We start from the raw sequence: 22,590 nt of genomic DNA on the forward strand, positions 1-22,590 counted from the left end.
TGGCGGTTCTCGCGGTCGTCCGGGCCCGGCGGGCAGCACGTCAACACGTCGGACAGCCGGGTGCAGCTCACGTGGGACGTCGCCGGATCGCTCGTGCTCACCGACCCGCAGCGGGCGCGGATCCTCGATCGGCTCGGCCGACGCCTGGTCGCGGGGACGATCACGGTGACGGTCTCCGAGCAGCGGTCGCAGCTGCGCAACCGGGTCGCCGCGATCGACGGGCTGCGTCAGCTCGTCGCGGATGCGCTGGCACCGGATGCCGCGCCACGACGTCCGACGCGCCCCACCAAGGGATCACAGAAGAGACGCCTCGCGGCCAAGACGCAGCGGTCCGCCACGAAGCAGCAGCGCAAGCGGCCGACCGGCGACTGAGCCGGCGGACGAGCAGGGGTCAGCGGATCAGGCCGACGCCCCCACCGCCGCATCCGCCCGGTCCCACCCCAGCGCCTCCCCGATCCCCTTGATCGCCGCGAGCGAGCGCAGGTTGAAGTCCACGCCGAGTTGGTTGGGGATCGTGACGAGGAGGGTGTCCGCCGCGGCGATCGCCTGGTCGGCGCCGAGCTCCTCGATGAGGCGCTCCGGGGTGCCGATGTAGGAGCGCCCGAAGCGCCACTTCTCGCCGCCGACCTCGCCCACCTGGTCGCGGCCCTCGATCTGCGAGCGGACGCCGAAGAAAGCTTCCGACTCGTCGTCGATGATCGGGATGATGCTGCGGCTCACGCTCACGCGCGGCTCCCACGCGTGCCCGGCGGCGGCCCAGCCGTCGCGGAACAGCTGGATCTGCTCGGCCTGGAGCACGTCGAGCGGCACGCCGGTGTCCTCCGAGAGGAGCGTCGACGACATCAGGTTCATGCCCTGCTCGGCCGCCCACTGGCCGGTGGCGCGCGTGCCGGCGCCCCACCAGATCCGCTCGCGGAGGCCGGGCGACTGCGGGGTGATCGCGACACCACCCGCGATCATGCCGCGCTGCGGGGCCGCGGTCGCGAGCTCCTCGCCCTCGAGCGCGCGGAGGAAGAGGCCGGTGTGGCGGCGGGCCATGTCGGCGTCGGTCTCGCCGTCGCGGGGCACGTAGCCGAACGACTCGTAGCCGGCCTCGACCTGCTCGGGCGATCCGCGGCTGATGCCGAGCTGCACCCGGCGGTTGGAGATGAGGTCGGTCATGGCCGCCTCCTCGGCCATGTAGAGGGGGTTCTCGTAGCGCATGTCCACGACGCCGGTGCCGATCTCGATCCGGCTGGTGCGGCTCGCGATGGCGGCCAGCAGCGGGAACGGCGATGCCTGCTGCGGCGCGAAGTGGTGCACGCGGAAGTACGCGCCGTCGATGCCGATCTCCTCCGCCGCGACCGCGAGGTCGATCGACTGGAGCAGCGAGTCCTGGGCGGTGCGCACGCGGGATCCGCGCACGTCCTGCCAGTGGTTGAACGACAGGAAGCCGATCTTCGTGGCCATGGGGCGCTCCTCGGTGCTCGGCGGCGACGGATCCGGGTGGATGCGTCTGCATGGAGTCGAACCGCGCCGGGGCGGCTGCCTATTCCCGCGTCGGGTGTGCCTCGGGCGCGATCGGCGCCTCGCTCAGCTCGCGCTCCTCGAACTCCCCACGCTGGGCGCGTTCGAGTGCGGCGAGCAGCCGCCGTGCGCCGGCCGGGTTCCGGAGCAGGTAGGAGGTCTCGTCTTCGGGAGACATGGGAGGTCCTCTCATCGGGATCAGGCGACGGTACCTGTACCTCCCGTCCGCACCGGCATACGCTCCGGACATGCACCGCATCTACACGACCTCGTTCGCGTCGGTCCACGCGCTCTACGTGAAGAAGGTCGAGCGCAAGGGCCGCACGCGCGCGGAGGTCGACGAGGCGATCACGTGGCTGACCGGCTTCGACGCCGTGGAGCTGGAGCGCCACCTCGATGCGGAGACGACGTTCCAGGACTTCTTCGCCGCCGCCCGCCTCAACCCCCTCGCCGACGAGGTGCGCGGCGTGATCTGCGGCGTCCGCATCGAGGAGATCGACGATCCGCTGATGAAGCAGGTGCGGATCCTCGACAAGCTCGTCGACGAGATCGCCCGCGGCCGCCCGATGGCGAAGGTGCTGCGCGGCAGCTAGCCGATCCGCTCCGCCTCCGCGAGCACCGCCGCCGGCAGCACCGCGCTCGCGTGCAGCACCTCGATGCCGAGGAGCCGGTCGTCGGCGTCGAAGTCGAGGGCGACCTCGCCGCGGTCGCCGGGCGTCAGGATCGAGTGGATGGTCGTGGCCGCCTCGCCCTCGCCGACCGGCCCCGCGAGGGCGATGTACGCGGCGTCCGCGACCGCGTCGTACGTGACCCGCATCACGCGCCCGCCGCCATCACCCGACGGAACGCGCCGAGCGTCTCGCGGAGCACCTCGGCGAGGTCGGCGGCGCCGCCGTCCTCCGACAGCCACCGCCCGATGGACACCCCGAAGACCGTCGCGGTGGCGTGGGCGACGAGCACGGCCGTGAGCGGATCCACCCCGCGCTCCACGAAGCCCGCGCGCACGGCCTCCTGCATCGCCGCCACCTTGCGCATCTCGCGCTCCTGCAGCCCGGCATCCGCGACGATGATGCGCTTGCGGGCGAGCAGCGTCGCGCGCCCCTCCGCGAACTGCGACGCGACGACCTCCGGGAACCCGTCCTCCACGACCTGGAGCGGCGAGCGGTCGGGCGCCGCCTCGCGGATGATGCGCGTGACGAGGGCCGGCAGCTCGTCCTCCTCGGCGAAGAGCACCTCGCGCTTGTCGGCGAAGTGGCGGAAGAAGGTGCGGGTGGTGAGGCCGGCGCGGGCGGTGATCTCGGGCACGGTCGTCTCCGCGAAGCCCCGCTCGCCGAACAGCTCGAGGGCGGCGGCGGCCAGGCGCTCGCGCGCGTCCGGCTGCCATCTGCTCATGCGTCGATCCTAGTGATGACACGGCGTGCCATGACGGACTATGGTGATGACACGCGATGTCATCGGATGCCGCGACCCGAGATCGGAGATCCGCCGTGCCCACCGAATCCGCCGCCTGGCTCGCCTCGTCCGCCGCCGACCTCACCGTCGGCGCGGCGCCCTCCACCGCACCCCGCGCGGGCGAGGTCGCGATCCGCGTGCGCGCCGTCGCGATCAACCCGCTCGACACCATGAAGCAGCACATGGGCGACCTCATGTACCGCTGGCTGCCGCACCCCGCCGTGCTCGGTGAGGACGTGGCCGGCGTCGTCGACGAGGTCGGCCCTGGCGTCACGCGCTTCGCCGTGGGCGACCGGGTCGTCGCGTATGCGGTCGGCATGGAGAAGGGGCGGCGTCACGCGCCGGAGGGCGGGTTCCAGACCCGCGTCATCGTGCGCACCGACCTCGCCGCGCCGATCCCGGACTCCCTCGCGTTCGCCGACGCCGCCGTGCTCCCGCTCGGGATCTCGACCGCCGCGTCCGGCCTCTTCGGCGCCGGCCAGCTCGGCCTGCGGTTCCCGGACGCGACCACGCCGGCGACGGGGGAGACCGTGGTGGTGTGGGGCGGATCCACGAGCGTCGGCCTGAACGCGATCCAGCTCGCGGTCGCCGCCGGCTACGACGTCGTGACCACCGCCTCGCCGCGCAACCACGAGCTCGTGCGCTCGCTCGGCGCGAGCCGCGCATTCGACTACCGGAGCCCGACGGCGGTGCAGGACATCGTGCGGCACCTGGCCGGGCGACGCGTGGCGGGCGTGCTGGCGATCGGCACCGGATCCGGCGATCCGGCCGTGCGGATCGCCGCGGCCACGGGCGCCAAGCGGGTCAGCATGGCGAGCCCGCCGGTCTCGTTCGACACCCTCCCGCGCGGCGGCCGCGTCGGCCTGCCGCTCGTGCGCCTCGGCCTCCGCATGGGCACGATCACCCCGGCCCTGATGCTGCGGGCGCGCGTCCGCGGGATCCGCGCGAGCTTCATCTGGGGCAGCGCCCTCATGCACGACGAGGTCGGTCCGATGCTCTGGGAGCGCTTCCTGCCGGACGCGCTCGCCGAGCGCCGCTACGTCGCGGCGCCGCAGGCGGAGGTCACGGGCACCGGGCTCCAGGCGATCCAGCCCGCGATGGACCGGCTGCGCGAGGGCGTCTCGGCGCGGAAGCTCGTGGTCACGCTCGGCGGAGGGACCGCCGAGGGCCGCTGACGCCGCCGGATCATCCGAAAGTCTCACGGATCCGATACCTCCGTATTCGCCCCCGCCATAGGTCGCGTCACGATCTATCCATGGACATCGGATGGTCATCGGACTGGAGCCGCGTGACGTTGCCCCTGACCGTCCTCCTCCTGCTCGGATCTGAGCCCGATCACGGGTACCGGCTGCTGGAGCGGCTGACGGAGTCCGGGCACGCCGAGGCCACGGGGAGCACGGTCTACCCGCTCCTCGCACGGCTGGAGGACCGGGGCTGGGTGCGACACGACTGGCAGCACGTGGGGCCGGGCCCCGGCCGGAAGGTGTTCTCGGTCACGAGCCAGGGACGCGAACGTGTCGCGGTGCTGCTGGACGAATGGGCGCGGGTCCGCACGACGCTCGACGCGATCGCGTCGGGTCACGACGGGATGAGGAGCGGGACATGAACTACTACAGGAGGCTGGCGTTCGAGCTGCGGGTGCGGGGCCTCGACGAGGACCGGATCCGCTCGACGCTCGACGACGTCCGGAGCGACTGCTCCCTCGCGGACGCGGGGCCGGAGGACCGCTTCGGCGACCCCCGCGTCTTCGCCGCGCAGTTCCCCCAGCATCGGACGTGGACGCCGGGCAAGCGGTTCGTGACGGTCGTGGTCGTGGTCGTGGTCGCCGCGCTCCTCGCGGTGTCGCTGATCGCGCTGTCGGCCACGCTCGACATCCCCATGCGGGTCGGCCCGCTGTCGGTGCCGCTGTGGTCGGCTCTGTTGCTGGCGGTCGGGGGCTGCGTCGGCGGCTTCGTGCTGGACCGGCGACTGCCGCGTGGGTTCGACGCGACGGAGGCCGGGCGGTGATCGTCGTCGACGGGCTCGCCAAGTCGTACGGACGCCGACGCGTCCTCGACGGCGTCACCTTCAGCTGCCCGCCGGGGACGGTCACGGGATTCCTTGGCCCCAACGGAGCCGGGAAGTCGACCACGCTGCGGATCCTCGCCGGCATGACGCGGCAGGACGCGGGGATCGCCACGGTGCACGGGCAGGCGTACGCGCGACTGGAACGCCCCGCCGCCACGGTGGGCATGATGCTCGACGCCGCCGCGCGCTCAGTGACGCGGCAGGCGGGCGCTCAACACCCAGGATCCCTCGACCTCGCGAGCCTCCAGGCTGCCGCCCAGGAGCGTGACGCGCTCACGCATCCGGTGCATCCCGTACCCGGAAGAGGGGATCGGGCTCGTGGTGGAGGTGGGCGCCATGGTGCTGGTGATCGTCACCGTCACGTCGTCCTGGCCCGGATCGATGTCCACGCGCACGTCCGGGCGGGGGGCCGCGTGCTTCGCGACGTTGGTAGCCCCCTCCCGTAGCAGGCGGACGATCGTCAGCTGGATGGCGCTCGACACGTCCAGGCCGTCGAGCGGCCCCACGACGACATGCGCTCCGAGGGCCTCGAGGTCGTGACGGACCGAGTCCACGGCGCCGGCGATGGTGTCTCCGTCCTCATCCCGATCGCCGATGGTCGTGCTCCGGTCGTCCCGCACCACCCGCAGCACGCGCCGGATGTCCGCGAGCGCCTGGTCGGCGCTGTCGCGGATCGCGACGACGGACTGCTCACGCAGCGCGGGGTCGTCGACCCGCCCCAGCACGCGCACGTGCATGGCGACGAGCGTGACGTCGTGGGCGATGATGTCGTGCAGCTCGTCGGCGATGCGCTGCCGCTCCGCTTCGAGCTCCGCGTCACGCGCCCGCTCCAGGTCCAGGAGGTCGACGGCCAGTCCCCGCTCGCGCCGGAGCGAGGAGCGCAGGGTGCGGCCCACGAGGGCAGCGAGCGCGCCGATGAGGAGCACGGCGGGCAGGGCCGTCGTCGTGAGGGACTCCGCGGTCGTCCAATGCAGCACGACCACCGCCGACGCCGTCACCGCGTACAGGCCGCTGAACCAGCGGGGACTCGTGTAGACGACCAGCCCGGTCGCGACGGCGAGGTAGACGGCGAGGCCGCCGCCCTGGCCCGCCGCGGTCTCCAGCAGGGCGGCGAGGAGCAGCGAGATCGCTGCGGCGGGCGGTGACCACGCGAACAGCGCGACGGCCATGGTCGGCGCCTCCTGCGCCACGAGCTCGCGCCAGGACGGTGCTGGATCCTCCAGGAAGCCGACGATGTCGACGACCAGCACGAGCGTGATCACCGTCAGAAGCGCGATGCGCGCACGGGGCGGGAGGTTCGAGAAGTCCGGTTCGCGTCCCCGCCACGGCTGGGGCAGGCCGCTCATCCGGCGTCGGAGGTACCCAGCTCTCGTCACCCGCCCATCATGACTGGTCGCGTAGGCCGTTCACTTGCAGATCTTGAGGAGCTTGCATGCCTCGTTCCAGAAACCCGTCGGTCGGATGAGTCCCATCAGCGTGATCAGTGCCTGCATCGTCGTCTCCTTCTCCGTGCGTCTGGAGAAGCGTCTCGGCGCCGGTGCGCGCGTCGATGCATCCGAAGGTCGCGACCCACGAGACTTCCGTATGGTCATCGGCGACGGACGGCCCCGTAGGCTCGCGGCATGGCACCCATCCGCGTCCTCATCGCCGATGACGAAGCGCTGGTGCGTCATGCGCTCCGCATCTTCGTGGCGTCGGCTCCCGACATGACGGTCGTCGGCGAAGCGGAGGACGGCGTCCTCGCGGTGCGCGCAGCCGAGGAGCTGCAGCCCGACGTCGTGCTGATGGACCTGCAGATGCCGCGCATGGGCGGGATGGAAGCGACTCGGCGGATCACGGCGGCGCTGTCGGACACACGGGTGCTGGCCGTGACCACGTTCTCCTCCGAGCGGCACGTGGTGCCCGCGCTCCGCGCCGGTGCGTCCGGTTACCTCGTCAAGGACAGCGAGCCGGACGACATCCTGCACGCCATCCGCGAGGTCCGGGCGGGGCGGTCTGTCATGTCGCCACGCATCACGCGCGATCTGATCCTGTCCCTCCGCGACGATTCGGAGACCGGCTCGATGGCGGCCTCGGGGCACGAGCCGTTGACGACGCGCGAGTACACCGTCGTCCGCCTCATCGGACGCGGCATGTCGAATGCCGAGATCGCCCGGGAGCTGCATCTCTCCGAGCCGACCATCAAGGCCAACCTCAGCCGTGTGATGACCAAGTGGGACGTGCGCGACCGCGTGCAGGTGCTGATCCACGCGGTGCGCCACGGCATCGTGGACCTCTCGCACTACGAGGGCGAGCCGTCGGTCAGAGCCCGATGACCCCGGTCGGCGGGGGAGTGCACGACCTCCTCACCCTCCCCGACCGCGCCGCGTGGCGCGCCTGGCTCGACGCGCACGAGGAGTCGTCCGACGGCGTGTGGCTGGTGCTCGCGAAGAAGGGCACGACGGATCCGACCTCCCTCACCTACGCGGAGGCCCTCGACGAGGCGCTGTGCAGCGGGTGGATCGACGGGCAGACCGCGAGCATCGACGAGCGGGTGTTCCGCCGCCGGTTCACCCCCAGGCGGAAGGCGTCGCTGTGGTCGGAACGCAACATCGGACTCGTCGCGACGCTCACGGCCGAGGGGCGGATGCGGCCGGCCGGGATCCGCGAGGTCGAGCGCGCGCAGGCCGACGGGCGGTGGGAGCGGGCGTACGCGGGTCAGGCATCCGCTGCGGAGCCCGAGGACCTGCTGGCCGCGCTCGCCGCGTCGCCCGCCGCCGCGGCGACCTTCGCGACGCTCAGCAAGGTCAACCGCTACGCCGTGATCCACCGGGTGTCGACGGCGCCGAACGCGACCGTGCGCGCCAACCGGCTCGCGAAGCTCGTGGCGATGCTCGAGCGCGGGGAGGCGGCGCACCCGCAGTAGGGCGGCGGATCGGCGCCAGCCGCGTCAGCGCGCGAACCACTCCCGCGCCAGCACCGACATCACGATCTCGTCGTGGAACGCGCCGTCGTGGAAGACCGTCTCGCGCCGCACGCCCTCCTCCACGAAGCCGACCTTCCGGTACGTCGCGCGGGCCCGGGCGTTGTAGGCGAAGACGTGCAGCTCGATCCGGTTCAGCCCCATCTCGCGGAACCCGTAGCCGACGAGGGTGCGCACGGCGTCCGTGCCGTAGCCGACGCCCACGTGCTCGGATCCGATCATCACCGTCAGCGTCGCCGCGCGCGTCAGCAGCCCGGCGCCGTAGAGGGTGACGTGGCCGACGAGGCGGCCGGAGATCCGGTCGGTCACGCAGAAGCCCACGGAGCCCGCGGGTTCGTTGTCGCTCCACTTCCGGAACTGCTCCGCGACGTCGGCCTCGGGCCGCGGGCGCACCGTGAGCTGCTGCAGCACCGCCCACTCCGGATCCCGCCACCAGCGCACGAGGTCCGGGAGGTCAGCGTCCTCGAGGGCCCGCAGGCGTATCCGCTCGCCCTGGAGGATGCCCGCCCCGTACCGCTGCGGGTCGCCCGCGTCCGTCCATGCCATGAGGTGATCGTGCCATCAGCGGGCGGCGCGGCGCTGCGGGTCAGTGCCCGAGCTCGATGAGCAGCACGCCGGCGATGATGAGCACGATGCCGGCGACCATCGTGCGGGTCAGGGGATCGCGGAAGAGCAGGCGGCCGAGGATCGCGGTGAGGGCGACGCCGGTCGCGGCCCAGATCCCGTACGCGACGCCGATGGGCAGGCCGAGCGCGAGCGCGCCGCCCAGCATCGAGAACGCGGTGACGTAGCCGACCGCCACGACGGCGTACCAGCGCTTCCGGCCGTCGGTGGCGAGCTTGAGGGAGATGGTGGCGGCGACCTCGGTGACGATCGCGATCGACAGGAGCAGCCAGGCCATCAGCGGGCCTCGCCGGAGGCCGCGGTGGCGGCGGTCGCGCGGGCGGCCTGCGCGCGCTGCGACCCGAGCTCCACGAGCAGCACGCCGGCGACGATGAGCACGAGGCCGACGATCATCGGGCCGGTGAGCGGCTGGTCGAGAAGCGCCGCGGCGGCCACGGCGGTGAGCGCGACGCCGGTGGCGCCCCAGACCCCGTAGGCGACACCGACGGCCATGCCCGTCCTCAGCACGCGCGTCAGGAACCAGAACGCCGCGAGGTACCCGGTGACGACGAGCGCGTACCAGCCGGGCGCGTCGACGGCGGCCTGCAGCGCGAGGGTGGCGGTCACCTCGCTGACGATGGCGCCGCCGAGGAGGACCCACCTCACGGGGTGGGCGTGAGGGCGTCGCCGGGGAGCGTGAGCGTGAGGACCCCGTCGCGCACCTCGACCGTGGTGCCGCGGTGGTCGCGGACGCGGGGGAGGCCGACGGTGGCGTCGCTCGCGTGATCGCCGACGACGACCACGCGCATGCCGGCGGCGAGGCCCGCGCGGATGCCGGCCTCGGCGTCCTCGTAGACGATCGCGTCGGCCGGATCAACGCCCAGGCGCTCCGCCGCGAGCAGGTAGCCGGAGGGGTCGGGCTTGCCGGCGGTGACGTCGTCGGCGGAGACCACGACGTCGGGCACGCGGATCCCGGCGCCGGCGAGACGGGCGCGCGCGAGGTCCGGGCCGGCGCTCGTGACGAGGGCGTGGGATCCGGCGGGCAGCGCGGCGACCAGGTCGCGGGCGCCGGGGATCTCGACGGTCGCGGGGCTGCCGTCGAGCTCGAGCCGGTCGAGCTCGGCGAGGAGGGCGGGCACGTCGCTGCCGGCGGGCGCGAACCGGGCGATGCTGTCGGCGGCGCGCACGCCGTGGATCCGTCGCATCAGGTCCGCGGGGTCGTGGCCGAAGCGCCGGGCGAGCATCGTCCAGATCTCCTCCACGAGCGCCGTGGAGTCGACGAGCGTCCCGTCCATGTCGAGGAGGAGCGCGCGGGCGGTGAGCGTGACGGGTGCGGTCATGCGTCCATCCTCCCGGACGGGCGGCAGCCGGACGCGCCCCGGTCGGCCACGATGGAGGGGTCGCCGCGAGCCGACGCTGCGCGGGGGCGGAGGCGGCATGGGCGCGGGCGACACGGACGAGGTCGAGGGCGGGTTCCGCTGGGAGGCTCCGGCCTGGCTCTGCGCCGGCATCTTCGCGCCGTTCGGGCTCGCGGGTCTCGGCTGGGCGGCCGTGCGGGGGATCCGGCTGCGGAGGCGGGCCCGTGGGTGACCCGCTGGCGAAGGCGCTGCAGGTCGTGACCATCGTCTGCATCGTCGGGATGGGGATCGGCTTTTTCCGCACGCTGAACCACACGTCCCGGACGAACGAGCCGGCACCGCGTTCGATGTGCCTCGCCGCCCTGCCCTTCGCGGTGGTCGGCCTGCTGGCGGTCATCGTGGGGATCGCGCTCGACTGATCGGCCCCGCATCCGCGGTCGCCGCCGCCGGGCATCTCCGGTCGTGGTGGAGCGCAGGTCCGACTAAGGGCCGGGCCGGAGGCGATCCTCCGGCCCGGCCCTCAGCCAGGCAGCCGTCGCGACGACGCGACGCCAGCCTGGTGCCCGCGGCGCGACCTCCACAGGGTGGTGGTGGGGACGACCGGCGCGATCAGGGGCGGTGGCCGCCCGGCGGGATGTGGATCGGCGGGAGGTCGATGTGGGGGAGCGGGACGTGGATGGGGATGTGGATGTTGATGGACGGGACGTGGATGTGCGGGATGTGGATGTGGACGGGGGGCAGCGGGATGTGGATGTGGATGCGGATCTCCGGCCAGTGGATGCCGAAGAGCTTCTGCTCGGCGATCGCACCATCCGTGGGCGACGTGGGGATGTGCTGACCTGCGATGCCGGTGGCCGTCGCATCCGTGAGGCGGCCGGACCCGACGTCCTGCTGGAGCTGGCCGTGCTCGATCGATGCGGCGACGCGTGCCTGCGGGGTGCTCTCCTCCGCGCTCGCGCTGTGGGCCGGGCCGGTGAAGGCGAGGCCGAGGGCGGTGAGGGAGCCGATCGCGAGGGTCGCGAGGAGCTTCGGTGGGAAGAGGATCCGGATCGTCTTCGTTCGGCGTGACATGGTGACGCACCTCCTTGTCGGGGCGGGGGGAGCCCGCGAGGAGACGGTAGGGCGCCGTGCGTGGGCAGGGCGGCCGCTCACAGGGCCCGCGAGTGAACGCCAGACGAACGTCTGACCTACCGCGCGGGCGGGAACGGTGCGGGTGCGCCCGGGATTCGCCCTCGCGGACCGACGCCCGTCGGCTCCTCGCCCGGCCCACGGCTCGCGGCGGGCTTACGGCTCCCGGGCCCGGCACCCGGAAGCGGGGGCGCGACCGTAGCCTGGCCGCATGACGGGATCCACCGGGCGCGGGCGCGCGACCCACCACGTGGTCATCGGCGCCGGGCTCGCCGGGGCGGCCACCGCCTGGCAGCTCGCAAGCCGCGGGCACCAGGTCACGGTGCTGGAGCGCGACCGGCCGGCGAGCATGCGGGGCAGCTCGCACGGATCCGCGCGCATCCTCCGCTACGCCTACCCCGACCCCTTCTACGTGCGCCTGATGCGCGACGCCCGCGTGCTCTGGGACCGGCTCGAGCGCAGCACGGGCACGCGGCTCGTGACACCGACCGGATCCGTCGACTCGGGCCTCGTGCGCCGCCCGGCCGAGCTCGCGCGCGTGCTCGAGCGCGTCGGGATCGACCACGAGCTGATGTCCGCGCGCGCGGCCGAGGACCGCTGGCCCGAGATGACCTTCGACTCCGACGTGCTCTTCCACCCGGCCGCCGGCGTGGTCGACGCCGAGGTCGCCGTGCGCACGATGCTCGACCTGGCCGTCGCGCACGGCGCCGTGGTGCACGAGGGCTGGACGGCCGCGTCGGTGGAGCGCGCCGGCGCCGGCTTCCGGGTGGCCTCCGACGACGGGCGCCGCGTCGACGGCGACAGCGTCGTGGTGGGCGCGGGCGGCTGGCTGCCCGAGCTCCTGGCCGCGCTGCCGTTCCCGCGCGCCGCCCTCGACCGCATCCCGCCGCTGCGCGTGCGGCAGGAGCAGGTGTTCCACTTCCCGTATCGGCAGAGTCCGTATCGGCAGAGTCCGTATCGGGATGGCCCGCCCGCCCGATCCGTCCCCACCTCGATCCACATGGACGAGCGCATGCAGGTCTACGCGTTGCCCGGCGGCCGCGACGTGGAGGGCCGCGGCCACAAGGTCGCCGAGTTCGAGGGCGGGCGCGTGATCCCGTCGGCCGCGCATCAGGACGGCCGCGTGGATCCGGCGAACCGCGCGCGCGTCGTCGACTGGGTGCGCCGCAACCTGCCGGGCGTGGATCCGGTGCCGTACGCCGAGTCGACGTGCCTGTTCACGAGCACCCCGAGCGAGGACTTCGTGATCGACCGGATGGAGGGCATCACGATCGTCTCGCCCTGCTCCGGCCACGGCGCCAAGTTCGCGCCGCTGATCGGCAGCCTCGCGGCGGATGCGGCGACCGGCGAGCGCGTCGAGCCGCGGTTCGCGTTCGCGCCCTGAGCCGGGGGCGCCGGCGAAGCCGCGCCGTCACACCTTCTGCGGTCGCCCCCGCGCCGGCGTCCGCGTGCGGGTCCGCGCCGGATCCCGCGTGCCCGCGCGCTCCTCGGCCCGCGCCCGCTCGGCCGACAGCCGGGCGAGCTCGTCGCGCAGCTCGCCGACCCGGTCGTCGCGCCCCTCCTCGGGGAACGCGCCGGGTAGCAGCTGCGGGCTGAGCCGCGCGCGCACGATCTGCTCGAGCGCCGAGTCGCGCGCGATGACGAGCACCTCGCGCAGCGCCTCCGGATCCCGCGACAGCGCGCCGAGCCGCTCCACGATCTCCTCCGCGATCTCGGCGCGCAGCCGGAGGCCCGGCACGTCGCCCTCGCGGTAGTCGTCGGGCCGCCGGCCCTTGCCGTCGCGCAGCGCCGCGCGCTCGCAGGCCATGCGTAGCCGCTCGGCCTCGCCGCGCTTCTCGCCCGTGAGCTCCGCGAGCTCGCCGCGGAGCGCCTCGATGAGCGACTCCTCGTCGAACGGGCGCCGCTCGCGCAACGTGCGCAGGATGATGAGGTTCTCCATCTGCAGCCGGAGCGCCACGCCCACGAGCAGCAGGGCCTCCTCGACGAGGACCTCCTTCTGCGCCGGATCCGCGGCCACGCGGGCCGCGACGGACGGCGGCGGAGGCCCGGGCTTGCTGCTCTTGGCGGGCTTCGCGGGGCGGATGCGGGGCCGGGGCATGACGTCCTCCCGGTCCGCTCGCTCCACCGGCGAGGTGGTCCCAGGCTACGCGGAACCGCCGACCCCGGGGCGGGTCGCGCCCCCATCCGTGAGCGGATCCGCGGGCGGGTCCGCGCGCCGGTCCGCGCGCGAGCCCGGCAGCGCCCGCGTCACCCCATCCGCCGCCGTAGGAACGCGAGCGTGCCGAGCTCGTCGTCGATGCCGCCGCCGTCGTGGCCGTTGTACTCCCACTCGACGATCTCCTTCTCGCCCGCGTAGGAGTTGAAGGCGCCGTAGACGGTGGAGGGCGGGCAGGTCGCGTCCATGAGGCCCACCGAGAAGCGCGCGGGCGCGGTCGCGCGGCGCGAGAACGCGACGCCGTCGAAGTACCGCAGCACGGCGTGCACGTCCTCGCCGCGGCCCCGGTGCGTCTTCAGGTAGTCGACGACCTCGTGGTACGGGTACGCGTCGGTGATGTGCGTGGCCCGCTCGATGTCGCAGAGGAACGGCACGTAGGCCGAGACCGCCGCGATGTCGTCGCGGAGGCCGGCGACCGCGAGGGCCATGCCGCCGCCCTGGCTGCCGCCCTGCACGGCGATGCGCGACGCATCCACCACGTCGAACGAGCGGGCGACGTCGACCGCGCGCACCGCGTCGGTGAAGAGGCGGCGGTAGTAGTAGGTCTCCCGGGAGGCGATGCCGCGGGTCATGAAGCCGGGGATCGCGGGGCCGGCCTCGCCGTGGTCGGCGGTGTCGCCGGCGCTCCAGTACGAGCCCTGGCCGCGGGTGTCCATCTGCAGGTGCGCGAAGCCGGCGGCCGCGTAGATCAGGGTCTCCTCGGCGCGTCCCCGCCCGCCGCCGTAGCCGACGAACGAGACCACGGTGGGCAGCGGGCCCGTCGCGCCCACGGGGGTGCGGAGCCAGGCGCGGACGTCGGTGCCGCCGGATCCGGCGAAGGTCACGTCCTGCACGTCGACGAGCGCGAGGTCGGTCTCCACGGGCGCGAGCCGCACGTCGAGGTCGTGGCTTCCGGCCTCGGTGAGGGTGTCGGACCAGAAGGCGTCGAAGTCGTCCGGGTCGACGTGGCTGCTGACGTGCGCGCGGGCGGCGTCGACGGGTTCGATGAGCATGGGTCCTCCGGGCGTTCGGCGGTGGGCGGTGACGTGTCGGCGTGCCGCGTGCCCTCGGGCTGCGTCGCCTCGATCATCATGGCCCGGCTCAGCGGAAGAGCGGCGTCCCGTCGGCGAGCTCCGCGTCGAGGAGGGTCCAGATCCACTCGAGCGCCCGCGCGGTGTCGAGGCCGGGCACCTTCTGCGACAGCTGCGTCGCGATGCCGTCGCTGTAGGCCGCGACCTTCAGCGCGACCTCGGGCGCGTCCACCTGTCGGAAGACGCCGGCCTCGACGCCGCGGCGGATCGTGCGCACGAGGCACGCCTCCCACACGCGGAGGCGCTCGAGGCGCTCGGGCGTGAGGGCGGGCTTCCGGGAGACGGCGGTCCAGTAGTCCGACCAGAGCCGCCAGTGCGACTCGGACGCGTCGGTGCCGTCGAAGAGCGGCTCGACCAGCAGGCGGATGCCGTGCACCGGATCCGGATCCGCGTCGACCTCCTCGACGGTCCCCGCGTAGAACCGGTCGGTCTCCAGCGCGACGACCTCGTCGAGGATCTCCGTGACGCTGCCGAAGTGGTACGTGACGGTGCCCACGGACACGGCGCCCTCGGCGGCGATGTCGCGGAGGCCGGTGGCGGTGAGGCCCTGGCGGAGGATCACGGCACGGGCGGCCGCGACGATCATCGCCCGCCGCACCTCGGGCTTCTCGCGCTTGCCGCGCCCGGTCGACGCGGGCGAGCCGGCGGGCGCGATCGGACCCGGGGCCGCGGCCGTCTCGGCCGTCACGCCGAGGTCCGCGGCACGAGGTCGTCGAAGACGCGGTCCGCGACGAGCACCTCGGGGGCGTCCGGGCCGCCGTCGCGCGCCCATGCCTTGAGCGTGTTGACGACGCGGAAGGCGTCCGCGTCGGCGGTCACGCGAGAGGTGGTCTCGAGGCGCGCGCGCCAGCCCGCCTGCTCGAGGCCGATGGCCCACCGCGACTCCGCGACGGCCGAGGTGGGGTCGCCCTCCGTGATCCGGTACGTCTCGCGGCTCGACTCGGTGAAGACGAGGCCGTCCGGGTAGACCCGGGATCCGCCGTAGCCGGGGTCGACGTCGAGCGTCCACTCGCCGGTCGCCACGTCGTGGGAGACGCTGCGCTCGGGCAGGCCGGAGGCGTCGGGGATCCGCTGGATCGCGATCGGCGTCGCCTGCACGGCCGCCTCGAAGCGCACGCCGTCGTCCTCCGCGCGCGTCCAGACGGGCAGGGTGACGGCGCTGCGGGAGGGCGCGATGGCGAGGGTCGCCTCGCGGGCGTGGGGCCAGATCCACGGCCAGTACGCCGACGACACCGCGATGCGCAGCCGGTGCCCGGCGGGGAAGGAGTGACCGGTGGAGACGAGCGGCACGCGCACGACCGCCTCCTCGCCGGGGACCATCGGGTCGATCCGGGCGCGGTCGATCCGCTTGTTGAGGTTGAGCACCCCGCGCGTCACGAGGGTGGATGCGCCGTCGGGCGCGACGTCGCAGAGCCGCACCACGACGTTCGCGTCGGGCAGGTCGCTCGTGACCGCGAGGTCGACGAGCACGTTGCCGAGCACGTCGAGCGGCTCGTCGAGGAGCAGGTCGAAGCACACCGAGAGGCCGTCCTCGGCGCGCTGGTCCGGCGGCAGGTCGGTGGCGTTGCCGAACGGGAAGAACCGGCCGGCGTCGAGCCCGGTGTGCTGGGGCGAGCGGACGACGACGGGGTCGCCCACGGTGGCGGGACCGTGGAACACGTCGAGCGGCAGCACGGGCGAGGCCGAGACGGACGCGGGCGGCGGCCACGACGCGGCGGCGACCCAGCGGCCGGTCCGCTCGGGGTAGCTCGTGGCGGGCGGCTCGGAGTCGCTGAGGAAGGCGCGGAGCGCGGGATCCGCCTCCACGCCGGTGTCGACGCCCTTCAGCCAGCGGTCCCACCAGCGCAGCGTCTCCTGCAGGAAGCCGATCGACGGGCCGGGCGTCAGGCCGCGGTCCGGGTACTGGTGCGACCACGGGCCGATGACGCCCTTCACCGGCGCGGACACGTTCTCCACGAGACGCAGCACGGCGTCGCGGTACGGATCCGCCCACCCGCCGACCGCGAGCACGGGCGCGGTGATGGCCGCGTAGTCCTCGCACACGCTCCCGTGGCGCCAGTAGTCGTCGCGCTCCTGGTGCGCGAGCCAGGTGGGCGTCATCGGCCGGTTGGGGTCGAGGCGCTCCCGCCAGCGCTCCACCCAGCCGTCGCCCACGACCTCGGGGCGCGGCGGACGGGAGTTGAACGCGAACATCGTCGCGCCCCACGCGGCCATGTCGATGCCGAGCACCGCGCCGCCCATGTAGTGCACGTCGTTGTCGAACCGGTCGTCGGTGGAGCAGACCGTCACCACGGCCTTCAGGGCCTCGGGCGCGCGGGCCGCCAGCTGCAGGCCGTTGAAGCCGCCCCAGGAGATGCCGAAGATCCCGACGGCGCCCGTGCACCAGTCCTGCGCGGCGATCCACTCGATCACCGCGACGCCGTCGTCGAGCTCCTGCGCGGAGTACTCGTCGACGAACAGGCCGTCGGAGGATCCGGTGCCGCGGATGTCGACGCGGATGGACGCGTACCCGTGGGCCGCGTACCAGGGGTGCCGCTCGCTGTCGCGCGGGGCGGTCCAGTCGTCGAGCCGGTAGGGGAGGTACTCGAGGAGCGCGGGGACGGGCCCGTCGCCCGCGCGCGACCAGATGCGGGCGTGGAGGGGCGTGCCGTCGGGCATCGGGATCCAGACGTCGCGATGCGTGACGCCGTCGGCGCCGTCCGCGCCGTCGGCTCCGGCCTCGGTGGTCTCTCGTGCGGCGTCGGTCATCGTGCGTCCTCCCAGTCCCGGATCCGGTGCCCGTCGCCGAGCTCCCTCCACCCTCCACCCGCGGCGTCGCGCCAGGTGGCCCGCACGTCGTCGACGACCGGCAGCTCCGTGGCGCCCGGCTCCAGCGTCGCGTCGAGCAGCTGCCGCGTGTACGGGTGGTTCGGCCCGGCGAAGACGCGCTCGGTCGGGCCGACCTCCACGATGCGCCCGCCCGTCATCACGGCCACGCGGTCGGCGACCCCGCGCACGACGGCGAGGTCGTGGCTGATGAAGAGGCAGCTGAGGCCCTTGTCGCGCCGCAGGTCGGCGAGCAGCTGGAGGATCTCCGCCTGCACGCGCACGTCGAGCGCGGTCGTGATCTCGTCGGCGATCACCAGCTGCGGCCCCGCAGCGAGCGCCCGGGCGATCCCGACGCGCTGCCGCTGGCCGCCGGAGAGCTGCCCGGGGAGCCGGCCGGCGAAGTCCGGCGACAGGCCCACCTCGGTGAGGATCTCGCCCACGCGCTCCGGCGACGCGCTGCCGGTGAACAGCTTCAGCGGCCGCGCGATGGCCGCGCCGACGGTGCGCCTGGGGTTGAGCGAGGTGTCCGCGTTCTGGAACACGAGCTGCACCGCGCGGCGCAGGTCGAGCGGCCGGTGCGCGACCGCGGAGGTCAGGTCGCCCTCGACGCCGTCGCCCTGGAACCGGAAGGTGCCGGACTCCGTGGGCACGAGGCCGGCGAGCGCGGTCGCGAGCGTGGTCTTGCCGCTGCCGGACTCGCCCACGACGGCGAGCGTCTCGCGCGGCGCGATCGTGAACGACACGTCCGAGACGGCGGGCGGCAGGCCGCGGCCGTAGCGGACGACGAGGCCGTCGGCGACGACGACCGGCGGCACGGGGGCGGGTGCGGGCGTCGCGGCGTCCGCGGATCCGGCGCGCGGGCCGCCCGGGATCGCGGCCAGCAGCTCCCGCGTGTACGGGTGCGCGGGCGACGCGAAGAGCTCCGCGGTCGGCCGGTGCTCCACGATGACGCCGTCGCGCATCACGGCGATCTCGTCGACCATCGTCGAGACGACGCCGAGGTCGTGGCTCACGAGCAGCACGGCCATGCCGAGCTCGAGCGCGAGGTCGCGGATCAGGGTCAGCACGGCCGCCTGCGTCACCACGTCGAGCGCGGTGGTCGGCTCGTCGAGAACGAGCACGCGGGGGCGCGCCGCGACGGCCATGGCGATCGCGATGCGCTGCTGCTGCCCGCCGGACAGCTGGTGCGGGTAGCGGCGCACGATGGTCGCGGGGTCGGGCAGGCGCACGAGCCGGATCAGCTCCTGCACCCGCTCGTCGTCGCTCGGCAGCCCGTGGCTCTCGAGCGCCTCGCGGAGCTGGCGGCCCACGCGCATCGACGGCGTGAGCGACTGGCCGGCGTTCTGCGCGACCACGGCCGCCGTGCCGCCGCGGAGCTCCCGCGTGGCGGCGGGGGAGAGGGCGAACACGTCGTCCCCGCCGACCTCCACGCGACCGCCGACCACCCGGGATCCGCGGCGCAGGTGCGCGAGGAGCGTGCGGGCCACGGTCGACTTGCCGCTGCCGGACTCGCCGACGAGCCCGAGCGCGCGTCCGGCGCGGATCTCGAAGCTCACGCCGCGCACGACGGGCACGTCCGCGCTCCCGCTCGAGTACGAGATCGCCAGGTCGGCGACGCGCACGACGGTGCCGAGGCGCACGGCCCCGGTCAGGGTGTCCTCGACGGTCCCGGGCCTCATGCCATCCCCTTCTGCGCGCGGTCGATGCCGAGCGACTTGCTGAGCCCGTCGGCGCTGAGGTTGAGGCCGATCACGAGGGTCGCGAGCGCGACGATCGGCGCGAGCGTGCCCATGGGCACGACGGTCAGGGCGGTGCGGTTCTCCTGCACCATGAGCCCCCAGTCGGGCGTCGGCGGGTTCGCGCCGAAGCCGAGGAACGAGAGCGAGGAGATGAGCAGCACGATCCACGACGCGCGCATCGCGTACTCCACGAGCACCACGTCGAGCACGTTCGGGAGGATCTCGCGGAACACGATGCTCAGCGGGCGCTCGCCGCGGGCGCGGGCGGCCGTGACGTAGTCCTGCGTGATGACGGTGCGCGCCGCTCCCCGCACCACGCGGGTGACGGCCGGCGCGTACACGACGGTGACGGCGAGCACGATGACCCAGAGGCCGGATCCGAACACCGTCACCACCACGAGCAGCGCGAGGATCGACGGGATGCTGAGCAGCGCGTCGACGATGCGCATCACGACCTCGTCGGACCAGTCGTCCGCGTACGCCGTGACGCAGCCGACGACCGTGCCGATCGCGACCGCGATGGTCGTCGCGAGGAAGGTCACGACGAGCGCGTACCGGCCGCCGTTGAGCGTGCGGGAGAGGATGTCGCGCCCGTACTGGTCGGTGCCGAGCCAGTGCGCCCAGGTCGTGCCGGAGAGCACGTCGCCCGAGTCGGTGACCACGGGGTCGTGCCCGGCGATCCACGGCGCGAGCACCGCGAGCACCACGTGCAGCGCGATGAGCCCGAGCCCGATGGCGAGCGCGGTGGATCCCCGGAGCGGCGCCAGCCACGCGCGGATGCGACCGGTCGGGCCGGTCGGACGGCTCGACCCGGCGGGCCGGGCGGATGCGGGGGCGGTCATGCGCGGGCCTTCCGTCGGGCGCCGCGCGGCAGGCGCCGGGGACGCTGCCTCGTGCGGAGCCGGGGATCGAGGGCGAGGGCGGCGAGGTCGGCCGCGAGGTTGCAGACCACGTACACGCCGGCGCTCAGGAGGGCGATCGCCTGGATGGTCGGCAGGTCGCGCGTGGAGACGGACTCGAGCATCAGCTTCCCCATGCCCGGGTAGTTGAAGACGTTCTCGACCACGACGACGCCGCCGAGCAGCCACGCGACGTTGAGCGCGACCACGTTGAGCGTCGGCAGCAGGGCGCTCGGCACGGCGTGCCGCCACACCACCTGCCGGGTCGTGAGGCCCTTGAGCTCGGCCGTCGTGATGAACTCCGACGCCATCACGTCGATGGTCGACGACCGCATGGTGCGCAAGATGTAGGCCGCCATCGCGAGGGTCAGCACGATCACGGGCAGCCCCACCGAGGGCAGGAGCTCGGCGACCGTGGCGTCGCTGCCGCGGAGCACCACGGCGGGGAAGACGGGGATCGCGATGGCGAACGCGAGCACCAGCACGGTGGCGACCATGAACTCGGGCACGCTCATCACCACGAGGCTCACGACGCTGATCACCGAGTCGATGCGGCGCCCGCGGCGGACGCCCGCGACCACGCCGAGCGCGAGCGAGACGGTGACGCCGACGAGCATCGCCGGTATCGCGATGAGCATGCTGTTGCGGAAGGCGAGGAGCAGCGTCGGCGCGACCGGGTCCCCGCTCACGAGCGAGGTGCCGAAGTCGCCGCGCGCGGCGCCGAGGAGCCAGTCGCCGTAGCGCAGCCACACGTTCCGGTCGAGCCCGAGCGACTCGCGGAGGGTCGCGACCGCCTCGGGCGTCGCGTTCTGGCCGAGGAGCTGCTGCGCCACGTCGCCCGGCAGCAGCTGCACGGCGAGGAACACGAACAGCGAGGCGAGCACGATCGTGAGGAGCGCCGTGCCGATGCGGCGGACGACGGCCAGCGACGCGGTCACGCGCGGAACCCGATCGTGAGGTGGTCGAACTCGAAGCCGTGCTCGCGGTAGTTGACGACGTCGCGCGAGATGCCGACGAGCCGGTCGCCGAACATGGGCGTCATGTCCGCGCTGTCCTCCACGACGAGCCGCTGGGCGTCCTGGTAGAGCATCAGCCGCTTCGCGTCGTCCATGGTGGCGCGGGCGTCGTCGAGGAGGGCGTCGAACGTCGGGTTCGACCACGCGCTCTCGTTGTAGGAGGACCCGGTGCGGAAGATCTGGTTCAGCACCTGGTCGATGGGCCGGCCGGTGAACCAGTAGCTCACCATCAGCGGCTTCTGCATCCAGATCTCCGTGAAGTAGGAGTCGGCGGAGGAGCTCCGCACGGTGAGGTCGATGCCCGCCGCCTTCACCTGGTCGCGGTACGCGACGGCCATGGGCGTGAAGACCGACTCGTAGCTGGAGGTGTGGATCTCCGTCTTGAGGCCCGCCATGCCGGCCTTCGCGAGCAGCGCCTTGGCCTGGTCGGGGTCGTAGGGGCGCTCGACGTCCACGAACGCGGCGAGCGACGGCGGCACCGGGTTGTCGCGCGCCGGCGTGCCGGTGCCCTGCAGGGCCGTGGCGACGATCTGCTCGGGGTCGTACGCGAGCTTCATCGCCTGCCGCACGAGCGGGTCCCGGAACTCGTCGCTCGTGGCGAGCATCGGGATCGTGTACCACTGCGCGTCCACCACCCGCGCGACCGTCGCCCGGCTCGAGGCCGAGACGACGCGGGCGGTCGCGAAGTCGAGGTTCGTCTGCGAGATGAGGTCGATCTGCCCGGCGAGCAGCGCGTTGACGCGGGCCGTCGTGTCCTGGATGGAGGAGAAGTCGATGCCGTCGAGCACGGGTCGGCCGGCGAAGTGGTCGTCGAACGCCTCGACGCTGCCGGATCCGGCCGGGTGGAACGACGAGAGGCGGAACGGCCCCGTGCCGATGCCCGCGCGCCCGATCGTGCCGATGGCGGCCGCCGGCACGATGTAGCACTGGTACGCCGTGAGCAGCGACGGGAACTCCGCGTTCGGGGTGAGCAGCTGGAACCGGAGCGTGTACGGGTCGGGCGCCGACATGCTGTCCGGGCCGATCATGTCGGCGAGCACGCCGCCCTGCGGGGAGGCCGTCGCCGGGTCGAGGATGTGCTGGATGGAGGCGATCGCGTCGGCGGCCGTGAAGGTCGACCCGTCGTGGAAGCGCACCCCGCGGCGGAGCCGGAAGGTCCAGGTGGCGCCGTCGGCGCTCGCCGCCCACTCCTCGGCGAGGTCGGGGATCGTCTGTCCCTTCTCATCGAGCCTCACGAGCCGGTTGTAGAGGGCGCCGAGGTACTCGTACGCCGAGAGCGAGCTGGCGGAGTCGAGGGTCTCGGCGGCGGATGCGGCCGGCCGCGCGACGCGGAGGCGGCCCCCGCGGGCGGCGGTGCCGGTGGCGGCGGCCTCGGGGATGGTCGTGCTGTTCGCGCCGGTGGCGCATCCGGTGAGGGCGAGCAGGCCGAGGCCGGCGATCCCGGCGGTGCCCGCGAGGACGGCGCGGCGGCTGGGCGCGGCCGGTCGGTCGGGGCGCGCGGCGCGGTCGACGACGCGGATGGAGCGCGAGCTCGCGTCCGCGAGCGCGGTGCGGGTGGTGACGATCGATGGCATCGGGACGGGCCCTCCTCGTTATCGTTCAGGTGAACGATAGGCGAGATGCCGGCCCGTGGCGAATGCTGACCGGATGCGCGGCGATCGTCGGCGCCGTCGCGCGGGCTCGACTCCCCCCTGCGAGACGCCCGATGTGGACGCCCCCGGCGGCGTCCGCCGCCGTCCTCCATCCTGTCCACGCGGGCCGAGGGGG

Annotated in this window: 28 protein-coding genes and 1 pseudogene; 11 read left to right on the top strand and 18 right to left on the bottom strand. The window is 73.6% G+C overall.

The features are described from left to right. A partial coding sequence (gene arfB / locus AWH51_RS06390; RefSeq protein WP_063071271.1) for an alternative ribosome rescue aminoacyl-tRNA hydrolase ArfB occupies positions 1–372 on the top strand: 372 nt, incomplete at its 5' end. A 27-nt stretch (positions 373–399) separates the two neighbouring features. On the opposite strand, the gene AWH51_RS06395 is transcribed toward arfB, so the two are convergent. Together AWH51_RS06395 and AWH51_RS16230 are read right to left on the bottom strand one after the other, a co-directional pair. After that, positions 400–1,449 carry an LLM class flavin-dependent oxidoreductase gene (locus AWH51_RS06395; RefSeq protein ID WP_063071272.1) on the bottom strand — a complete coding sequence of 350 codons (1,050 nt, stop codon included), beginning with the start codon at positions 1,447–1,449 and terminating at the stop codon, positions 400–402. Positions 1,450–1,528: 79 nt separating this feature from the next. Beyond that, positions 1,529–1,684 carry a hypothetical protein gene (locus AWH51_RS16230; protein ID WP_175345476.1) on the bottom strand — a complete coding sequence of 52 codons (156 nt, stop codon included), beginning with the start codon at positions 1,682–1,684 and terminating at the stop codon, positions 1,529–1,531. A 70-nt stretch (positions 1,685–1,754) separates the two neighbouring features. Between AWH51_RS16230 and AWH51_RS06400 the strand changes: the two genes are divergently transcribed. Next, positions 1,755–2,099, top strand: coding sequence for a DUF2200 domain-containing protein (locus AWH51_RS06400; RefSeq protein WP_063071273.1), 345 nt, complete (start codon positions 1,755–1,757; stop codon positions 2,097–2,099). Here the strand turns inward: AWH51_RS06400 and AWH51_RS06405 are convergent. Both AWH51_RS06405 and AWH51_RS06410 read right to left on the bottom strand, forming a co-directional pair. After that, positions 2,096–2,323: a DUF2283 domain-containing protein gene (locus tag AWH51_RS06405; protein ID WP_063071274.1), complete on the bottom strand. Its 228-nt coding sequence runs from the start codon at positions 2,321–2,323 to the stop codon at positions 2,096–2,098. The two genes, AWH51_RS06400 and AWH51_RS06405, sit on opposite strands and share 4 nt — an antisense overlap. Further along, positions 2,323–2,898, bottom strand: a complete 576-nt coding sequence (locus AWH51_RS06410; RefSeq protein ID WP_063071275.1) for a TetR family transcriptional regulator — start codon at positions 2,896–2,898, stop codon at positions 2,323–2,325. The genes AWH51_RS06405 and AWH51_RS06410 overlap by 1 nt, the downstream gene beginning before the upstream one ends. 95 nt (positions 2,899–2,993) lie before the next feature. Here AWH51_RS06410 and AWH51_RS06415 point away from each other — a divergent pair, with 95 nt between their 5' ends. From AWH51_RS06415 to AWH51_RS16450, 4 genes and pseudogenes are all read left to right on the top strand, one after another. Beyond that, positions 2,994–4,133 carry a zinc-binding alcohol dehydrogenase family protein gene (locus tag AWH51_RS06415; RefSeq protein WP_063071276.1) on the top strand — a complete coding sequence of 380 codons (1,140 nt, stop codon included), beginning with the start codon at positions 2,994–2,996 and terminating at the stop codon, positions 4,131–4,133. 113 nt (positions 4,134–4,246) lie between these two features. After that, the gene (locus tag AWH51_RS06420; protein ID WP_175345477.1) at positions 4,247–4,564 is read left to right on the top strand and encodes a PadR family transcriptional regulator; all 318 of its coding nucleotides are present in this window, start codon (positions 4,247–4,249) and stop codon (positions 4,562–4,564) included. Further along, positions 4,561–4,965 (top strand): hypothetical protein, encoded by a 405-nt coding sequence (locus tag AWH51_RS06425; RefSeq protein WP_063071278.1) that lies wholly within the window; start codon positions 4,561–4,563, stop codon positions 4,963–4,965. The genes AWH51_RS06420 and AWH51_RS06425 overlap by 4 nt, the downstream gene beginning before the upstream one ends. Beyond that, positions 4,962–5,183 (top strand): annotated as a pseudogene (locus AWH51_RS16450) (ATP-binding cassette domain-containing protein); the annotation flags it as partial. The gene AWH51_RS06425 and the pseudogene AWH51_RS16450, both read left to right, overlap by 4 nt. A gap of 30 nt (positions 5,184–5,213) precedes the next feature. On the opposite strand, the gene AWH51_RS16455 reads toward AWH51_RS16450, so the two are convergent. Then, a complete protein-coding gene (locus tag AWH51_RS16455; protein ID WP_131798109.1) occupies positions 5,214–6,401 on the bottom strand; it encodes a sensor histidine kinase in 1,188 nt (395 codons plus the stop codon). 246 nt (positions 6,402–6,647) lie between these two features. On the opposite strand from AWH51_RS16455, the gene AWH51_RS06435 reads away from it, so the two are divergent. Continuing rightward, positions 6,648–7,340 carry a response regulator gene (locus AWH51_RS06435; RefSeq protein ID WP_063071280.1) on the top strand — a complete coding sequence of 231 codons (693 nt, stop codon included), beginning with the start codon at positions 6,648–6,650 and terminating at the stop codon, positions 7,338–7,340. Beyond that, a complete protein-coding gene (locus tag AWH51_RS06440) occupies positions 7,337–7,930 on the top strand; it encodes a YdeI/OmpD-associated family protein (RefSeq protein WP_063071281.1) in 594 nt (197 codons plus the stop codon). Before AWH51_RS06435 ends, AWH51_RS06440 begins: the two co-directional genes overlap by 4 nt. Before the next feature lie 24 nt (positions 7,931–7,954). Here AWH51_RS06440 and AWH51_RS06445 read toward each other — a convergent pair whose 3' ends face one another. The 4 genes from AWH51_RS06445 to AWH51_RS06460 are packed head-to-tail and all read right to left on the bottom strand — an operon-like array spanning position 7,955 to position 9,930. Then, positions 7,955–8,533 carry a GNAT family N-acetyltransferase gene (locus tag AWH51_RS06445; RefSeq protein WP_063071282.1) on the bottom strand — a complete coding sequence of 193 codons (579 nt, stop codon included), beginning with the start codon at positions 8,531–8,533 and terminating at the stop codon, positions 7,955–7,957. 40 nt (positions 8,534–8,573) lie between these two features. Next, positions 8,574–8,888, bottom strand: coding sequence for a DMT family transporter (locus AWH51_RS06450; protein ID WP_063071283.1), 315 nt, complete (start codon positions 8,886–8,888; stop codon positions 8,574–8,576). Further along, positions 8,888–9,256 carry a DMT family transporter gene (locus AWH51_RS06455; protein WP_063071284.1) on the bottom strand — a complete coding sequence of 123 codons (369 nt, stop codon included), beginning with the start codon at positions 9,254–9,256 and terminating at the stop codon, positions 8,888–8,890. The genes AWH51_RS06450 and AWH51_RS06455 overlap by 1 nt, the downstream gene beginning before the upstream one ends. Next, positions 9,253–9,930, bottom strand: a complete 678-nt coding sequence (locus AWH51_RS06460) for an HAD-IA family hydrolase (RefSeq protein WP_063071285.1) — start codon at positions 9,928–9,930, stop codon at positions 9,253–9,255. Before AWH51_RS06460 ends, AWH51_RS06455 begins: the two co-directional genes overlap by 4 nt. A gap of 97 nt (positions 9,931–10,027) precedes the next feature. On the opposite strand from AWH51_RS06460, the gene AWH51_RS16235 reads away from it, so the two are divergent. Further along, entirely contained in the window at positions 10,028–10,180 is a 153-nt protein-coding gene (locus AWH51_RS16235; RefSeq protein ID WP_175345478.1) for a hypothetical protein, read from the top strand. After that, on the top strand, positions 10,173–10,367 hold the full coding sequence (locus tag AWH51_RS06465) for a hypothetical protein (protein ID WP_063071286.1): 195 nt from the start codon (positions 10,173–10,175) through the stop codon (positions 10,365–10,367). The genes AWH51_RS16235 and AWH51_RS06465 overlap by 8 nt, the downstream gene beginning before the upstream one ends. Positions 10,368–10,557: 190 nt before the next feature. Here the strand turns inward: AWH51_RS06465 and AWH51_RS06470 are convergent, their stop codons facing one another. Beyond that, positions 10,558–11,019 (bottom strand): hypothetical protein, encoded by a 462-nt coding sequence (locus AWH51_RS06470; protein ID WP_063071287.1) that lies wholly within the window; start codon positions 11,017–11,019, stop codon positions 10,558–10,560. 268 nt (positions 11,020–11,287) lie between these two features. On the opposite strand from AWH51_RS06470, the gene AWH51_RS06475 reads away from it, so the two are divergent. Beyond that, entirely contained in the window at positions 11,288–12,460 is a 1,173-nt protein-coding gene (locus tag AWH51_RS06475) for an FAD-dependent oxidoreductase (RefSeq protein WP_063071288.1), read from the top strand. Positions 12,461–12,487: 27 nt separating this feature from the next. Here the strand turns inward: AWH51_RS06475 and AWH51_RS06480 are convergent, their stop codons facing one another. From AWH51_RS06480 to AWH51_RS06515, 8 genes are all read right to left on the bottom strand, one after another. Beyond that, positions 12,488–13,174, bottom strand: coding sequence for a hypothetical protein (locus tag AWH51_RS06480; RefSeq protein WP_254654497.1), 687 nt, complete (start codon positions 13,172–13,174; stop codon positions 12,488–12,490). A 149-nt stretch (positions 13,175–13,323) separates the two neighbouring features. Next, entirely contained in the window at positions 13,324–14,283 is a 960-nt protein-coding gene (locus AWH51_RS06485) for an acetylxylan esterase (protein ID WP_063071290.1), read from the bottom strand. Positions 14,284–14,371: 88 nt separating this feature from the next. Beyond that, complete coding sequence (locus tag AWH51_RS06490) at positions 14,372–15,049, bottom strand: TetR/AcrR family transcriptional regulator (RefSeq protein WP_254654498.1); 678 nt, start codon at positions 15,047–15,049, stop codon at positions 14,372–14,374. Then, positions 15,046–17,109 (bottom strand): CocE/NonD family hydrolase, encoded by a 2,064-nt coding sequence (locus tag AWH51_RS06495; protein ID WP_063071291.1) that lies wholly within the window; start codon positions 17,107–17,109, stop codon positions 15,046–15,048. Before AWH51_RS06495 ends, AWH51_RS06490 begins: the two co-directional genes overlap by 4 nt. Next, entirely contained in the window at positions 17,106–18,848 is a 1,743-nt protein-coding gene (locus AWH51_RS06500) for a dipeptide ABC transporter ATP-binding protein (RefSeq protein ID WP_063071292.1), read from the bottom strand. Before AWH51_RS06500 ends, AWH51_RS06495 begins: the two co-directional genes overlap by 4 nt. Beyond that, positions 18,845–19,750 carry an ABC transporter permease gene (locus AWH51_RS06505; RefSeq protein ID WP_063071293.1) on the bottom strand — a complete coding sequence of 302 codons (906 nt, stop codon included), beginning with the start codon at positions 19,748–19,750 and terminating at the stop codon, positions 18,845–18,847. Before AWH51_RS06505 ends, AWH51_RS06500 begins: the two co-directional genes overlap by 4 nt. Then, a complete protein-coding gene (locus AWH51_RS06510; RefSeq protein WP_081234937.1) occupies positions 19,747–20,745 on the bottom strand; it encodes an ABC transporter permease in 999 nt (332 codons plus the stop codon). The genes AWH51_RS06505 and AWH51_RS06510 overlap by 4 nt, the downstream gene beginning before the upstream one ends. Next, on the bottom strand, positions 20,742–22,397 hold the full coding sequence (locus AWH51_RS06515; RefSeq protein WP_175345479.1) for an ABC transporter substrate-binding protein: 1,656 nt from the start codon (positions 22,395–22,397) through the stop codon (positions 20,742–20,744). Before AWH51_RS06515 ends, AWH51_RS06510 begins: the two co-directional genes overlap by 4 nt. Positions 22,398–22,590: the final 193 nt, after the last annotated feature.

It is taken from the genome of Clavibacter tessellarius (genome assembly GCF_001618005.1).
Lineage (GTDB): Bacteria > Actinomycetota > Actinomycetes > Actinomycetales > Microbacteriaceae > Clavibacter > Clavibacter tessellarius_A.